Raw genomic sequence first — 15949 nt, 5'->3', positions numbered from 1 at the left:
ACTTTCGCCCGCCTGCGAAACCGTGGCCGCAGGCGTGACTAGCCACCATTGAGGGTGTACGCGTGAACCTAATTATGAAAATGCTGGCCGCACCAGCAACCGTATTGGCCCTTTGGGCAGTCAGCGCTCAAGCTGCGACTAATGATGATATTGCCAAGCGTCTTGAGCCTGTCGGCCAGGTCTGCGTCCAGGGGCAGGAATGCAAGGGTATGGAAGTGGCCGCCTCTGCGGGCGGTGGCGGTGGCGCGAAATCCCCGGATGACGTGATCGCCAAGCACTGCAACGCTTGCCACGGCACCGGCCTGTTGGGCGCACCGAAAATCGGTGACACCGCAGCCTGGAAAGAGCGCGCCGATCACCAGGGCGGCCTCGACGGCATCCTGGCCAAGGCCATCACCGGGATCAACGCAATGCCGCCTAAAGGCACTTGCGCCGATTGCTCCGATGACGAGCTCAAAGGTGCAATCCAGAAGATGTCCGGTCTGAAATAAGCCGCCATCTTCAGCGAAAAAGCCGCTTACGAGCGGCTTTTTTGTGGGCGTAATTTGCCCTGTGTACTGGTCAATGCAGCAAACTCCCGGCAAGCTCGGTCCAACCTCAATTCATGGACGGTCCCCGGAGGGTCAGATGCTGCAATCCTGTTCTATCGAGCATGCGGTGGATGAAGTGCTCGCGCGTTTGCCGCAACACATTCACATGGGCATGCCTCTGGGGCTGGGCAAACCCAACCGTTTCGCCAATGCCCTGTACCGGCGCATCGCCGGGATGCCGGAACGCCAGCTGACCATCTACACCGCTTTGAGCCTGGGCCGGCCGGCCCTGGGCGACGGTTTGCAGAAGCGCTTCCTCGAACCCTTCGTCGAACGGGTATTCGGTGACTACCCGGAGCTGGATTTTCTCGCTGACCTGCATCGCGACAGGCTGCCGGCGAACATTCGCGTCGAGCAGTTCTTCATGCAGCCCGGCAGCCTCCTGCACAGTGCCCCGGCGCAGCAGGACTACGTCAGCAGCAACTACAGCCATGCCGCCCGGGACATCAACGCAGCCGGTCTGAACCTGGTGGCGCAACTGCTGGCCAGGGACCCGCAAGACCCGGGACGCCTGAGCCTGAGCTGCAACCCGGACATCACCCTCGACATGTTGCCGATGATTGCCAAGCGCCGGGCGCAGGGGGAAACCATCTTGATCCTCGGCCAGGTCCACAGCGACCTGCCCTATATGCCGGGTGACTCGGAAATCGATGCCGCGGACCTCGACCTGCTGATCGACGAAGAGGAACGCAGTACGTTGTTCTCCACACCGAACATGCCCGTGGGCATCCAGGATCATTGCATAGGCCTGCACGCCAGCACCTTGGTGCGCGACGGCGGCACCCTGCAGATCGGCATTGGCTCCATGGGCGATGCGCTGACCGCGGCCTTGCTCGCACGGCAGGCGGACAACGAGGGCTACCGCGCACTGCTGGCAGACCTGCAGGTGGATTACTGGCAGCCGCTGATCGATCGCGAAGGGGGTGTCGAGCCCTTTGCCCAAGGGCTCTACGGCTGCAGCGAAATGTTCGTCAACGGCCTGCTGGCCCTGGCCGACGCGGGCATCGTGCGGCGCAAGGTGTACCCGACCGTGGCGCTGCAAGAGCAAGCCAATGCCGGCACCCTGGATCCGGATTCGGCTGTCGGCGGGGTCTCGATCCATGGCGGTTTCTTCCTTGGCCCGCGCAGCTTCTATCAGCGCCTGAGGGAGCTGCCCAAGAGCAGGCTGGCGCAGTTCAACATGACCGCCATCAGCTACATCAACGAGCTGTATGGCCATGAGGAGCTCAAGCGTCTGCAACGCCGGGATGCGCGCTTTATCAACAGCGCCTTCACCATGACCCTGATGGGGGCGGCGGTGTCCGACCAGTTGCAGGGCGGGCGCGTGCTGAGCGGGGTGGGCGGGCAATACAACTTCGTCGCCCAGGGCCATGCCCTGGCGGATGCCCGCTCGGTGCTGATCCTGCGCAGCTGGCGCGAGTCGGCGGGGGAGGTGAGTTCCAACATTGTCTGGGAATACGGCCACTGCACCATCCCCCGTCACCTGCGGGACATCGTGATCACCGAGTACGGCATCGCCGATCTGCGGGGCAAGACGGACGCCAAGGTGATCGAGGCGTTGCTCAATATCAGCGATTCACGCTTCCAGGCCGGATTGATCGAGCAGGCACAGAAAGCCGGCAAGCTGGCGAAGGACTTTCGTCTGGAGCCGCGTTTTGCCGACAACAGCCCACAGCGTTTGCAGAACATTCAGGCGCGTCATCGCCACTTGTTCCCGGAGTATCCGCTGGGCAGTGATTTCAGCGCCCAGGAGCGCGATCTGCTGCGGGCGCTGAACTGGCTCAAGAGCAAGTTCAAGCTCAGTGAGATCCTCGAGCTGGGCAAGGCGGCACTCGACGCACCGGAGCCCGCGGCGTTTGCCGAGCACTTGGAACGCATGGGGCTGGAGAAACCCGAAGGCCTGCGTGAAGACCTGTACCAGCGGTTCCTGCTGGCGGGTCTGCAGGCCACGGCACCCACCTTGTCGTAGGAGACGGCTTGCCGGCGAATGGGCCTTGAAGTCTTGCGCTGCTATAAGGGCGTCTTCGCTGGCAAGCCAGTTCCTACACAAGTCTATTGCTCTGGCGGGCGAGGTTACTCGATGAAGGTGACCACGCCGCCGGCCAGGGATTTGACCCGGGCCAGGGATTCCACGCGGTAGCCCTGGGAGTCCAGTTCGGCACGGCCGCCCTGGAACGACTTCTCGATGACGATGCCCAGGCCGGCCACGGTAGCGCCGGCCTGCTTGATGATCGAGATCAGGGCCTGGGACGCCTTACCGTTGGCCAGGAAGTCGTCGATGATCAGCACGCGGTCGCTGCTGGTCAGGTGCCGCGGGGAAATGGCGACGGTGCTTTCCACCTGCTTGGTGAAGGAGTACACGGTGGCCGACAGCAGGTTCTCGGTCAGGGTCAGGGACTGGTGCTTGCGGGCGAAGATCACCGGCACGCCCAGGTTCAGACCGGTCATGATCGCCGGGGCTATCCCTGAGGCTTCGATGGTGACGATCTTGGTGATGCCCGAATCCTTGAACAGCGTGGCGAATTCGTCGCCGATCAACTTCATCAACTGCGGGTCGATCTGATGGTTCAGAAAGGCGTCGACCTTCAGTACTTGATCGGAAAGCACGATGCCTTCTTCGCGAATTTTCTTGTGCAGTGCTTCCACGGAGCTTCCTCTACTGGCCACGTCTGGGCCAAAGGTCTGTTAAAAAATAGTCGATTTTAACGCTTTAACATCGCGCGTATATCCGCCAAGGCGCTATTGCCGCGAACGGCCTTCACTTCGGTCGGGGTGTCGTCGTTGCCTTCCCAGGCCAGATCGTCCGGGGGCAGCTCATCGAGGAAGCGGCTTGGCGCGCAGTCGATGATTTCACCGTACTGCTTGCGCTTGGCCGCAAAGGTAAAGGCCAGGGTCTGACGCGCGCGGGTAATGCCCACATAGGCCAGGCGTCGTTCTTCCTCGATGGTATCGGCTTCGATACTGGAGCGGTGCGGGAGGATTTCCTCTTCCATGCCCATGATGAACACGTAGGGAAATTCCAGACCCTTGGAGGCATGCAAGGTCATCATCTGCACGCCCTCGGCGCCGTCTTCCTCTTCCTGCTGACGTTCCAGCATGTCGCGCAGGACCAGCTTGCCGATGGCGTCTTCGACGGTCATCTCGCCGTCTTCGTCTTTTTCCAGGGTGTTCTTCAAGGCCTCGATCAGGAACCAGACGTTGCCCATCCGGTAGTCCGCCGCCTTGTCGCTGGAGCTGTTGGTGCGCAGCCAGTTCTCGTAGTCGATGTCCATGACCATGCTGCGCAGGGCGGAAATCGGGTCTTCGCCGGCGCACTGTTCGCGGACCCGGTCCATGAAGCGCTTGAAGCGCGCCAGGCGGTCGGTGAAACGGCTGTCCAGATGTTCGCCCAGGCCGATTTCGTCGGTGGCGGCGTACATCGAGATCTTGCGTTCGGTGGCATAGTTGCCGAGTTTTTCCAGGGTCGTGGAACCGATTTCCCGGCGCGGCACGTTGATCACCCGGAGGAAGGCGTTGTCGTCATCCGGGTTCACGATCAGGCGGAAGTAGGCCATCAGATCCTTTACTTCCTGGCGTCCGAAGAAGCTGTTACCGCCGGATAGGCGATAGGGCACCTGGTGGTGCTGCAGCTTCAGTTCGATCAGCTTGGCCTGGTAGTTACCCCGGTAAAGAATGGCGAAGTCGCTGTAGGGGCGGTCGGTGCGCAGGTGCAGGCTGAGGATTTCCATGGCCACCCGTTCGGCCTCGGCATCTTCGTTGCGGCAGCGGATCACGCGGATCTCGTCGCCGTGGCCCATCTCGCTCCACAGCTGCTTTTCGAATTCGTGGGGGTTGTTGGAGATCAGCACGTTGGCGCAGCGCAGGATACGGCTGGTGGAGCGGTAGTTCTGCTCCAGCATCACCACTTTCAGGGACGGGTAGTCGTCCTTGAGCAGCATCAGGTTTTCCGGGCGTGCGCCGCGCCAGGCGTAGATCGACTGGTCATCGTCGCCCACCACGGTGAACTGGTTGCGCTTGCCGATCAGCATCTTCACCAGCAGGTACTGGCTGGCGTTGGTGTCCTGGTATTCGTCCACCAGCAGGTAGCGCACCTTGTTCTGCCATTTCTCCAGGATGTCGGCGTGCTCTTCGAACAGCTTCACCGGCAGCAGGATCAGGTCGTCGAAGTCCACTGCGTTGAACGCCTTGAGCGTGCGCTGGTAGTGGGTGTAGACGATGGCGGCGGTCTGTTCCTTGGGGTTGCGGGCGTTTTCCAGGGCCTCGGCGGGCAGGATCAGGTCATTCTTCCACGAGCCGATCATGTTCTTGATCTCGTCGACGCCGTCGTCTCCGGAATACTCCTTCTGCATGATGTCGGTCATCAGGGCCTTGACGTCAGTCTCGTCAAAGATCGAGAAGCCCGGCTTGTAGCCCAGCCGCACATGCTCCTTGCGGATGATGTTCAGGCCCAGGTTGTGGAAGGTCGAGACCGTCAGGCCACGGCCTTCGCCACTGCGCAGCAGGGTGCCGACCCGCTCTTTCATTTCCCGCGCGGCCTTGTTGGTAAAGGTCATGGCGACAATGTACTGGGCGCGGATGCCGCAATTCTGGATCAGGTGCGCGATCTTGCGGGTGATCACGCTGGTCTTGCCGGAGCCTGCGCCGGCGAGCACCAAAAGAGGGCCGCCGACATAGTTCACGGCTTCTTGCTGCCGGGGATTGAGTCGGGACATGACGGTAAAAAGGGATCGGTTACGAAAAGGGCGGGCATTTTAACAGGCTGGACGGATTCTGCTGCCTCTGTCCGACTTGTGACGCACAACGCGATCTAAATTTGCCGGTTTTGATACTTTCCCTCAGGATGCGCGCTGAATATGCGTCTAATGTTCGAGTTAGAGCGGTACAAGAAATTGCGTATGATAATCAATATCAATTGTTATTGTTTATTTGCGCGCCATAATGCCCGCCGCCAACTTAATTTGCAGAGTCTAGGGAGCTAGCTTGTCTAAGCCTGTCGAACCCTTGCGTTTGCTGCTACTGGCTGAAGAGCCGGTGTGGACAGCGTTGTTGCGCGAGTGTGTCGCTCCGTTGGGAGACTCGGTGGTATTGATCAGTGCTCCCAGCTGGGAGTCTGTCAGCCGTTTGTTTGAAGACGACCGCAACGCGGTCCTGTTGACCCTTCCTCATTTGCAGCCCGGCCCCGGGCGTTGCAGCCTGCCCACCGTGTTGCTGCTGGACCAGGAACCGCCCGTAGCCCCTGTAGGCGTCAGCGACTGGCTGGTGAGTTCCTGCCTGAGTACCGATGCCCTGCGCCGTTGCCTGCGCCATGTACGTGAGCGCGGCCTGCTGGAAAACACCCTGCAGCGCCTGGCCGAACAGGACCCCCTGACCGGTATCGCCAACCGCCAGGGGTTCCAGACCTTGCTGGCCGCGCGCCTGGCGGAAAACGAAGGCCGTGGCCTGGCCCTGGGCCATCTCGACCTGGACAATTTCCGCCACGCCAACGACGCCCTGGGCCACCAGGCCGGCGACCGGCTGATCCTGCAGGTGGTCTCGCGCCTGAAAAGCCAGCTTGAGGCCGGCGATCAACTGGCCCGCCTGGGCAGTGATGAGTTTGCCTTGCTCATCGACACCCGCCGCGCCCCACAGCGGGCCGAGTGGATGGCCGAGCGCATCACCGAAGCCATGGCCGAGCCCTATTGGGTCGATGGCGAAAGCCTGTTGATCGGCTGCAGCCTGGGGATTGCCCATGCCCGGGCCAATGCCGGCGCCGACCCGCTGATGTGGCATGCACACATCGCCATGCAACAGGCCAAGAGCACCCAGGGCTGTACCTTTCATATCTTCAACGAGCGGATCAATCGCAACGCTCGCAGCCTGGCCGACCTGGAAAGCGAACTGCGCCGGGCCCTGCGCCGCGACGAACTGGAGTTGCACTATCAGCCCCGGCTGAACCTGCATGACGGCAAGATCGTGGGCCTCGAAGCCCTGGTGCGCTGGCGCCATGGCGAGCGCGGCCTGCTGCCGCCCAGCGAGTTCGTGCCCCTGGCCGAGCAGAGCGGGCTGATCGTGCCCCTGGGCTACTGGGTGATTTCCCGAGCCCTGCGGGACATGCAGGCCTTGCGCGAACGCGGTCTGCCGCCGTTGCACATGGCGGTGAACCTGTCGTTCCGCCAGTTCCAGGACAGCCAACTGCTCTCGACCCTGAGCCGCCTGATTGCCGAACGCGGAGTCGAGGCCCAGTGGCTGGAATTCGAATTGACCGAGACCGCAGTGATGCGCCGCAGTGACCTGGTGAAGCAGACCATGGATGCCCTGGGGCGCCTGGGAGTGCGTTTCTCCCTGGACGATTTCGGTACCGGCTTCTCTTCCTTCGTCCACCTCAACAGCCTGCCCATTACCCTGCTCAAGGTGGACAAGAGCTTTGTCGGCGGCATGGAGCAGCGCGAAGAGAACCGCAAGCTGGTCCACGCCATGATCAACCTGGCCCATAACCTGAACCTGAATGTGGTGGCCGAAGGCGTGGAGACGGCGGAACAGCTGGCCTTGCTGCGGGGCTTTGGTTGCGACCAGGCCCAGGGCTATCTGATCAGCAAGCCGCTGCCCCTGGCGGAACTGATGGACTATCTGACCTTCGGCAGCAGCCAGCAGGCGCTGCAGGAAGGGACGGTTTAAACCGGCGCCGGTTCGGGCTCAATCCGCCTGGCCGGCCTGGAGAGTCATGGCCGGCACGGGGGGCTCGCGCCGGATCATGCGGCGCATCCGCCACTCGAATGCCAGGGTCAGGCTGATGGCCGCACACGCCAGCCCCAGGGCCAGGCCCCACCAGACACCGGTCGGCCCCCAGCCCAGGGTGAAGGCCATCAGCCAGGCCGAAGGTGCGCCAATCAGCCAGTAGCAGCCCAGGCCCACCAGGAAGGTGGTCTTGGCATCCTTGAGGCCACGGATCGCGCCCATGGCGATGGTCTGGGTGCCGTCGAACAGCTCGAACCAGGCGGCCACCGCCAGCAGGCTCACGGCCAGCCGGATCACCTCGGCGAAGGCCGGGTCGTTGTGGTCGAGGAACAGCCCGATCAGTTGGTTCGGCAGCAGCCAGAAGATCATGGCGAACCCCAGCATCGCCACCGCGCCAAAGGCGATGCCCACGCGCCCGGCCAATCGTGCATCGAGCAATTGCCCGGCGCCGTAATGCTGGCCGATGCGCATGGTGATGGCGTAGGAAATCCCTGCTGGCACCATGAACGCCACCGAGACGATTTGCAGGGCGATCTGGTGCGCTGCCAGTTGCGTGCTGCCCATGGTGCCCATGCACAGGGCGGCGAAGGCAAACAGCCCGACTTCCACTGCGTAGGTGCCGCCGATGGGCAGGCCCAGGCGCCACAGTTCCCGCAGGTAATGGGTGTTCAGCCGGGACAGGCCCTGGCGCAGCGGGTAGGCGGCGTAGGCCGGGTGGCGCTTGATGTGCCAGGCCAGGGCCACGGCCATGCAGTTGGCGACGATGGCGGTCACCAGGCCAATGCCCACCAGGCCGAGCTTCGGCAGGCCGAACATGCCGGTGATCAGCGCGTAGTTGAGGATGAAGTTGGCCACGGTGCCGCCCAGGCTGATGACCATCACCGGCGTGGCCCGGCCGATGGCGCTGGTGAAGCCGCGCAGGGCCATGAAACTCAGGTAGCCGGGCAGGGCGAACGGCAGGATCAGCAGGAACTGGCCGGCGGCGTGGACGTTGCTTTCGGTCTGGCCGAACAGCAACAGCAGCGGCTTGAGGTTCCACAGCAGCAGGCCGGCCACCAGGGCCATCAGCCAGGCCAGCCAGAGCCCGGCCTGAGTCAGGCGCGCGGCGCCCTCGATGTCGCCAGCGCCCTGGCGGATCGCTACCAGCGTGCCCACCGCGGCAATCACGCCGATGCAGAAGATTGATACGAAGGAGTAGCTGGCCGCACCCAGGCCGCCGCCGGCCAGGGCCTCGGGGCTCAGGCGGGCCATCATCAGGGTGTCGGTGAGGACCATCAGCATGTGCGCCAGCTGCGAGGCGATCAGCGGCCCCGCCAGCCGCAGGATGGCCCAGAGTTCGGTACGTGCTGGATGCTGCATGGTCATCAGGCTCGATCAGGGGAAAGTCCGGGAGAGCGCTGATTCTCGGCGCTCTTGGCCCATAGCACAAAGGGATAAAAACGATTGCTGGCATGATTAAAACTCATGCGAAGCACTTTCTGGTAGCGTGGCCCTGTCACGTTCTGGAGTGCCTGCATGTCCCGTCGTCTTCCTCCGCTGTATGCCCTGCGCGCCTTCGAGGCAGCGGCCCGGCACAGCTCGTTCACCCGGGCAGCCGAAGAGCTGTCCATCACCCAGAGCGCGGTCAGCCGGCATATCCGGACCCTAGAGGATCACTTCGCTTGCCGGCTGTTCCAGCGCAGCGGGCGCAACTTGCAACTGACCGAGGCGGCGCGCTTGCTGCTGCCGGGGATACGCGAGGGCTTCGGTGCCCTGGAACGGGCCTGCAATACCCTGCGTGCCGAAGATGACATCCTGCGCATGAAGGCGCCCTCGACCCTGACCATGCGCTGGCTGTTGGCGCGGCTCAGCCGCTTCCGCCATTTGCAGCCGGGCAATGAGGTGCAGCTCACCAGTGCCTGGATGGACGTGGACTCGGTGGACTTCAACCAGGAGCCCTTCGACTGCGCGGTGCTGCTGAGCAACGGTCACTTCCCCCCGGACTGGGAGGCCAGCTACCTGTTTCCCGAACTGCTGATTCCGGTGGGCGCGCCGAACCTGCTCAATGATCAGCCCTGGGACGTGGCGCGGCTGGCCGCCACCGAGCTGTTGCACCCGACCCCGGACCGCCGCGACTGGCGCAGTTGGCTGGAGCACATGGGCCTGACCGACCAGGTGTCCCTCAAGGGCGGGCAGGTGTTCGACACCCTGGAGCTGGGGATGATTGCCGCCGCGCGGGGTTACGGCGTGTCCATGGGGGACTTGCTGATGGTGGCCGAGGATGTGGCCCAGGGTCGCTTGAGCCTGCCCTGGCCGACAGCGGTGGCCAGTGGCCTGAACTACTACCTGGTGTGGCCCAGGACCCGGCCCGGAGGCGAGCGTTTGCGGCGCCTCAGCGACTTCCTTCAGGGCGAGGTCCAGGCCATGCAACTGCCCGCCGTAGAGCGCCTGGGCTGAAACGTTGCAGTACCCGGCTGGTGGGGCGTGCAAATATCCCTGCAAAGCGCTCAAGTATTGGCTCGTGCCGCCGAATCCATGGCTTATGGAACCAGCGTTCAGGAAGGTCCTAACTGATTAAAAATCTTAGAATTATGACTGCCGAGGGTGCTGACCGATCAGGATGATCCGCCTTCTCGGCAAGGAGCCATCATGTCCCAACCCCGTGCCCGCATAGCCTCTCAGCTAGGGCTCGCCCTTGCCTTGATACTCGCCCTGGTGATCAGCGGCAGCACCCTGTTCGCCTTGCGTTCGCTGGACTCGGCGAACCTCGACACCCGAGAGGAACACCTGGCCAGTGAGGCCCGTCTGCTGGCCGATCAGCTCAGCACGTTCCACGGCAGCCTGCGCGAGAGCACCCAGCGCCTCAGCGGCCTGTTCGAAAACCGCTTCAGCAGCGGCCTGAGCCTGCATCCGGAACAACCGGTGAGCGTGGCCGGGGTGCAGACCCCGGGATTGCACCTGGGGGATGTGGTGCTGAACAACAACTTCGCCGAAGTCGACCAGTTCAAGCAGATGACCGCCGGTGTGGCGACCTTGTTCGTGCGCAGTGGCGATGACTTCGTGCGGGTCAGTACCTCCCTGAGCAAGCAGGATGGCAGCCGTGCCATCGGCACCTTGCTCGACCATGCCCACCCGGCCTATCAGAAACTCATGGCGGGCCAGGGTTATGTGGGCCGGGCCTTGCTCTTCGAACGCTTCTACATGACCCAGTACACCCCGGTGCTGGACCGCAGCGGCAAGGTCATCGCGGTGCTGTTTGTCGGCTTCGATTACACCGATGCGCAAAATGCCCAGTTCGCCAACCTCAAGCGCTTCCGCATCGGCCAGAGCGGCTCCCTGGCCCTGCTCGACGAGCAGAACAAGTGGCTGGTGCCACCGGCCGGCGTGCAGGCGCCGGAGCAGGCGGCGCAGGTCATGGCGCAAGCGGCCAAGGAGCCGGGCAAGGGGCGTTTCTGGAGTGATCACGGCGAAGACTTCTACAGCCTGGCAGTGCCGTTCGAGGGTGGCCCCTGGTCGGTGGTGACGAGCATGCCCAAGGCAGAGATCCGCGCGGTGACCTGGAGCGTTGGTATTCGGCTGGTGATCGGCAGCCTGCTGGCCATGCTGCTGGCGGTGGGCGCTACGGTCTGGCTGCTGCGCAGCAAGCTGGCACCGCTGAGCGACCTGGTGCGCCAGGCCCAGGCCCTGGGCGGCGGTGACCTGAGCGCACGGCTGAATGTTGCCAGCCATGACGAAATCGGCCAGTTGGCCCGCAGCTTCAACCAGATGGGCGAAGCCCTGTCGACCATGGTCGAGCACATCCGCCGCTCTGCCGCCGAGGTCAATGGTCGGGCCCAGGTGCTGTCCGGCTTGTCCAGCGGTGCATATGAAGGCATGGAGCAGCAGTCCGGCGAGATCACCAGCATGGCCGGGGCGGTGGAGGAGTTCAGCGCCACCTCGCTGAACATCGCCGACAACATGGGCAGTACCCAGCGCCTGGCGCAGGAAAACGCCCAGCAGACCCATATTGGCCGCACCTCCATGCAAGAGGCCTCGTCTTCCCTGGAACAGATCGCCGGAGCCCTCAACAGCACGGCCACGGTGATCAACACCTTGGGCCAGCGCTCCCAGGAGATCGGCGGAATTGTCGGAGTGATCACCGCGATTGCCGACCAGACCAACCTGCTGGCCCTGAATGCCGCTATCGAGGCCGCCCGGGCCGGTGAGCAGGGCCGCGGTTTTGCCGTGGTGGCGGATGAGGTACGCAACCTGGCCTCGCGTACCCGTGAAGCCACGGATGAAATCTCCCAGATGATCACCAGCATCCAGCAGGAAACCGGCCACGCCATCCAGACCATGGAGCAGGGCAACCGCCTGATGCAGGAAGGCCTGTCGCGCAACGCCGACGTGGCCTCGGCCCTGGCCCTGATCGACGAGCAGAGCCGCAGCGCCGGCGAGCAGTTTGCCGCCATCACCACCGCGACCCAGGAGCAGAGCAGCACCGCCACGGTACTCAGCAGCAATCTGCAGAGCATTGCCCAGGCCAACAGCGAGCAGCGTGAAGTGGTGTCCAACCTGGCGGTCACTGCCCGTGAGCTGGAAACCCTGGCCGCGGACCTGCGCCAGGAAGTCGATCGCTTCCGCTGACGGCTGGCGCTTCGCCCCTCAATCCGGGTTGGGGGGCGAAAGTTGCAATGAGGCCTGATTCGACTAAAACAGATGAGCAGTGGTTTGCCCCAAGGACCTCCCTTTCAGCAGGAGCTGGCATGACTCATCTTTCCCGTTTCGTCCCCCGCGCCCTGGCGCTGTCGGCACTCTTGCTCAGCCCGGCGGCGTTCAGCCAGGAAAGCCCGGCGTTCATCGCCCCGGCTACCTGGAATACCCCGTTCAACGGCATCGCCCAGGTGGCCTGTCACAACTGCTACGAGAAGCAATACGCAAGCACCTTCAGCAGCGTGCTCGACAGTGTGCGCACCCTGGAACTGGACTTCTGGGACCAGCGCGATGCGGTGACCGGCGGCTCGCCCCGGCACTGGTTCGTGCGGCACAACCCCGGCACCCTGTTCCAGTCCGGCAACGACAACAATTGCACGGGCGATGGCACCGGCAAGAACGATCTCGAAGCCTGCCTCAACGACGTCAAGAACTGGAGCGACAACCACCCCGGGCACTTTCCCATCACGGTGATCCTCGACAAGAAGCAGGGCTGGTCGAAGGAAAGCTCGGGGCGCACGCCCAAGGATTTCGATGAGCTGGTGACCCGGGTCTTCCAGGGCAAGCTCTATACCCCCCAGGACCTGGCCACGCACATCGGCAGCAGCGCGGGCGCCTTGCAGGGCAACCTCAAGGGCAAGTCCTGGCCCACCGCCAGCCAGCTTCAGGGCAAGGTCCTGCTGGTGCTCAACCACTCGGAAAACCAGAAGCTCTCGCAGTACGCCGAGGCCCGGACTTCCAGCGCCAAGGTGTTCATCTCGCCAGTGACCAATGGCCAGAACGATGTCAGCGGCAAGGTCAGTGGCATGTCCGGCCAGTCGTCCGGCTACGTGGCCATGAATAACATGTCCAAGGGCGATAAGAAGTGGGCGGCCCAGGCCTTTGCCTACAGCCATGTGGGCCGGGTCTGGGGCGATGACGGGGTGTCGTTCGCCCAGCACATCAGCGAGAAGGTCAACCTCTCGGCCTACTACAAGTTCGCCGAGCAGAACGCCGGCGGCTATCGCATCCGGCCGTTCTGAGCTTCACCGGGGTTCGGTCGGTTCACCGAGCCCCGGGTCCACGCGCTTGCCGATGTCCCGCAGGCGCGCCAGCTGATCGACCATGGTCGGTGCTTCATCGACGCTGCTGACAAAGGTCCACAGGTAGGTCATCACCGCATACACATGGCCGGCCTTGATCTCGGGCGATAGCGCCAACTGGCTGATGGCAATGACGAACAGCACCGCTGCCACAGCGCCAAGGAACAGATAGGCCGCGGCTTCCCGATCCGAGAGCCCGATGCGCAGCCGCGACAGCAGGCGATAGTGACGCTGCAGCGAGACCGCGCCGACCCTGGCCACCAGGCCGATTTCCTTTTCCAGCCGGTTATTCAGGCGTTCGTGCAGTTGCTGGTTGCGCCGGGCAAAACGTGGCAGCAGGGTCATGCACAGCAACAGCGCCGTGAGGCAGGCGAGGCCGATCCAGGGTTCGATCACCAGCAGCATCACTGCCGCCCCGACGATCGACACCAGGGCCGTGGCGATGGTCGGCACGTGCTTTTCGAAAAAGTCGACGAACTCCCGGGCCAGCACCACCCGCGCCGCGGCGGTGGAGGTGTCCTGCTGTTGCAGGCGCTGGTTGAGAATCACCGGCACCGCCAGGTCCGCGTAGATGCGGGTGAAGGTACGGGTGTCCACCGCGCGCCGCGCCGCGCCCACCACCCAGAAGCCCAGCACCACCAGGGCATAGATCAGCGCATGGGCAGCGTCGCCCCGCAGGATCGAATCCACGGCGAAGCCGGCGAACAGCGGGTAGGCCAGCAGCAGGGCGTTTTCCAGGGCCACCAGGGACAAGGTGACGAACAGCTTGCCCGGATACGCCCGGGCAATGGCCTTGAGGGTCTGGCTGGCGGTCTGCTGGCCGATTTTCTGGGTTGGATCCACGACGATGAGTGGGGTGACGGCGGACATGAGTGCACCACAAGAGTGATAACGGTTAATATTGAGCGACTGCTCAATTATCTTTGAGCGAACGCTCAAAATGCAAGCGCCGTCCATCCTGGCGCCAAGAGGCCTGATTGCACATGTCGCGTAACGACCGTAAAGACCAGATCATCCAGGCGGCCCTGGAATTATTCCGCAGCAAGGGTTTCGCCGAGGTTTCCACCCGTGACCTGGCCGAGCATGCGGGGCTGTCTCGCAGCCACGTCTATCACTACTTCAGTGACTGGAAGGGGCTGCGCCGTGAAGCCTTCGTGCGGTTTGCCGATGACCAGCTGGAGGCGGTGGGCCAGCCCCTGCGCGGTGCCGCGCCCATGGACGCCTTGCTGGGGTTTCTCCGTGACTGCCTGCCCGATTCCTCCGAAGCCGGCTGGGCGCTGTGGCTCGATGCCTGGGACGAAGCTATGCATGACGCCGAGCTGGCGCAGGCCTACCTGAGGATCAACGGCCAGTGGCGGGACATGCTGGCGGCGATCATTGCCGATGGGGTCCGCACGGGGGTGTTCCGCTGCGCCAGCCCCGAGCGCGCGGCAAGGCAACTGTTCGCCCAGACCATGGGTTACGCCGATGACCTGTTGCTGCGGGCTTCCCCTGAAGCTGCCCAGGCTGCGTTGCAGGAAGTCATGGAAGTGGCCGGCCTGCTGCTGGGGTTCGAGGGCTGACAGGAAACGGCCAGTGGAGTGGAGTTTGTCCGGCTAATTGGGGTTTTTTGCCTTGCTGAAACGATTCTTCAAGGCTATAAAAACCGTACAACTCCAAAAAAGGCACTCCTGCATGACTCCGCTGAAACTGCTGGTCACCCTTGGCGCGCTGGCCGCCACCTCCCACGCCATGGCCTGGGACTATGTATTGCTTGATACCGACAAGGCTCCCCGCAACCTGCACCTGACCAGTGAACAGTTGGGGGTCAAGACCGAGCGGCCGTTTTCCGTGACCCTGCGCACCCTGCATGGCGGACGCCAGGAGGGGGTGAGCATCGTCGACATCGACAACGGCGTGATGCAGCTCTCGGTGGTGCCGACCCGGGGCATGAACGTGCTGCAGGCTTCGGTGGGCGATGTGCGCCTGGGCTGGGATTCGCCGGTCAAGGAGGTGGTCAACCCGGCCTTCATCGAGCTTAACGGCCGCGGCGGCCTGGGCTGGCTGGAGGGCTTCAACGAACTGGTGGCCCGCTGTGGCTATGAGTGGGTCGGGCACCCGGGCCTGGATCATGGCGAGCTGCTGACCCTGCACGGCCGCGCGGCCAACATCCCGGCGAGCAAGGTCACGCTGCATATCGACGAGCAACCGCCCTATGCCATTCACCTGCGGGGCGAGCTCAAGGAACAGGCGTTCAAGAAGGTGGATTTCAGTGTCGCCACCGAACTGGTGACCGAACCCGGCAGCACCCGGTTTGCGCTCAACGACACCCTGACCAACAACGGCGACTACCCCAAGGAATACCAGGCGCTCTACCACAGTAACTTCAGCACGCCGTTCCTGGAGCAGGGGGCGAAGTTCGCCGCGCCGGTGAAGCAGGTTTCGCCGTTCAATGACAAGGCCCGGGCCGACCTGGCGGACTGGCAGACCTATCGCGGCCCGACCCGCGACTACGACGAAACCGTGTACAACCTCGTGCCCTACGCCGACGCCCAGGGCGAGACCCTGGCGGTGTTGCACAACAAGGCCGGGAGCCTGGGTGTTTCCCTGGGCTTCAACACTCGACAACTGCCGGTGTTTTCCCTGTGGAAAAACACCGACACCCAGGGCCAGGGTTATGTGACGGGTTTGGAACCGGGCACCAGCTTTTCCTACAACCGCCGTTACCAGCGCCCGTTGAATCTAGTGCCGAGCATTGGCGCCAAGGAGCAGCGGCAATTCCAGATTCGCTACAGCCTGTTGGCCGATAAAGCCGCGGTGGATAAAGCCCTGAGCCGTGTCAGCCAGATCCAGGATGGGCGTCAGACCGAAGTGCGGCCAACACCCTTGGTAGACCTGTCCCGGGAATGAACC

General features: G+C 63.4%; 12 protein-coding genes and 1 pseudogene. 9 read left to right on the top strand and 4 right to left on the bottom strand.

Annotation, left to right across the window (positions count from 1 at the left end):
* Window positions 1–74 precede the first annotated feature (74 nt).
* Together AC1RL5_RS12070 and AC1RL5_RS12065 are read left to right on the top strand one after the other, a co-directional pair.
* A complete protein-coding gene (locus AC1RL5_RS12070) occupies window positions 75–491 on the top strand; it encodes a c-type cytochrome (RefSeq protein WP_011064205.1) in 417 nt (138 codons plus the stop codon).
* Window positions 492–627: 136 nt separating this feature from the next.
* Entirely contained in the window at window positions 628–2559 is a 1932-nt protein-coding gene (locus AC1RL5_RS12065; protein ID WP_492589323.1) for an acetyl-CoA hydrolase/transferase C-terminal domain-containing protein, read from the top strand.
* Window positions 2560–2663: 104 nt separating this feature from the next.
* Here AC1RL5_RS12065 and AC1RL5_RS12060 read toward each other — a convergent pair whose 3' ends face one another.
* Entirely contained in the window at window positions 2664–3236 is a 573-nt protein-coding gene (locus AC1RL5_RS12060; RefSeq protein WP_011064203.1) for a xanthine phosphoribosyltransferase, read from the bottom strand.
* 56 nt (window positions 3237–3292) lie between these two features.
* Entirely contained in the window at window positions 3293–5302 is a 2010-nt protein-coding gene (gene rep / locus AC1RL5_RS12055) for a DNA helicase Rep (protein WP_011064202.1), read from the bottom strand.
* Window positions 5303–5570: 268 nt separating this feature from the next.
* Between rep and AC1RL5_RS12050 the strand changes: the two genes are divergently transcribed.
* The gene (locus AC1RL5_RS12050; RefSeq protein WP_011064201.1) at window positions 5571–7244 is read left to right on the top strand and encodes a putative bifunctional diguanylate cyclase/phosphodiesterase; all 1674 of its coding nucleotides are present in this window, start codon (window positions 5571–5573) and stop codon (window positions 7242–7244) included.
* A gap of 18 nt (window positions 7245–7262) precedes the next feature.
* Here the strand turns inward: AC1RL5_RS12050 and AC1RL5_RS12045 are convergent, their stop codons facing one another.
* A complete protein-coding gene (locus AC1RL5_RS12045) occupies window positions 7263–8669 on the bottom strand; it encodes a NorM family multidrug efflux MATE transporter (RefSeq protein WP_492589324.1) in 1407 nt (468 codons plus the stop codon).
* 150 nt (window positions 8670–8819) lie between these two features.
* On the opposite strand from AC1RL5_RS12045, the gene AC1RL5_RS12040 reads away from it, so the two are divergent.
* From AC1RL5_RS12040 to AC1RL5_RS12025, 4 genes and pseudogenes are all read left to right on the top strand, one after another.
* A complete protein-coding gene (locus tag AC1RL5_RS12040; RefSeq protein WP_011064199.1) occupies window positions 8820–9740 on the top strand; it encodes a LysR substrate-binding domain-containing protein in 921 nt (306 codons plus the stop codon).
* 192 nt (window positions 9741–9932) lie between these two features.
* Window positions 9933–11054: pseudogene (locus tag AC1RL5_RS12035) on the top strand (Cache 3/Cache 2 fusion domain-containing protein); the annotation flags it as partial.
* Entirely contained in the window at window positions 11049–11909 is an 861-nt protein-coding gene (locus tag AC1RL5_RS12030) for a methyl-accepting chemotaxis protein (RefSeq protein WP_370059457.1), read from the top strand. The pseudogene AC1RL5_RS12035 and the gene AC1RL5_RS12030, both read left to right, overlap by 6 nt.
* A gap of 119 nt (window positions 11910–12028) precedes the next feature.
* On the top strand, window positions 12029–12997 hold the full coding sequence (locus AC1RL5_RS12025; RefSeq protein ID WP_015637460.1) for a Ca2+-dependent phosphoinositide-specific phospholipase C: 969 nt from the start codon (window positions 12029–12031) through the stop codon (window positions 12995–12997).
* Window positions 12998–13000: 3 nt separating this feature from the next.
* On the opposite strand, the gene AC1RL5_RS12020 is transcribed toward AC1RL5_RS12025, so the two are convergent.
* Window positions 13001–13927: an ABC transporter six-transmembrane domain-containing protein gene (locus tag AC1RL5_RS12020; protein ID WP_170866332.1), complete on the bottom strand. Its 927-nt coding sequence runs from the start codon at window positions 13925–13927 to the stop codon at window positions 13001–13003.
* A gap of 113 nt (window positions 13928–14040) precedes the next feature.
* Here AC1RL5_RS12020 and AC1RL5_RS12015 point away from each other — a divergent pair, with 113 nt between their 5' ends.
* On the top strand, window positions 14041–14619 hold the full coding sequence (locus AC1RL5_RS12015) for a TetR/AcrR family transcriptional regulator (protein WP_093405521.1): 579 nt from the start codon (window positions 14041–14043) through the stop codon (window positions 14617–14619).
* A 112-nt stretch (window positions 14620–14731) separates the two neighbouring features.
* Window positions 14732–15946 carry an aldose 1-epimerase family protein gene (locus tag AC1RL5_RS12010; RefSeq protein ID WP_492589325.1) on the top strand — a complete coding sequence of 405 codons (1215 nt, stop codon included), beginning with the start codon at window positions 14732–14734 and terminating at the stop codon, window positions 15944–15946.
* Window positions 15947–15949 lie beyond the last annotated feature (3 nt).

The organism is Pseudomonas sp. GW822-FHT06D10, from assembly GCF_058799535.1.
This window is presented reverse-complemented; position numbering and strand designations above follow the sequence as displayed.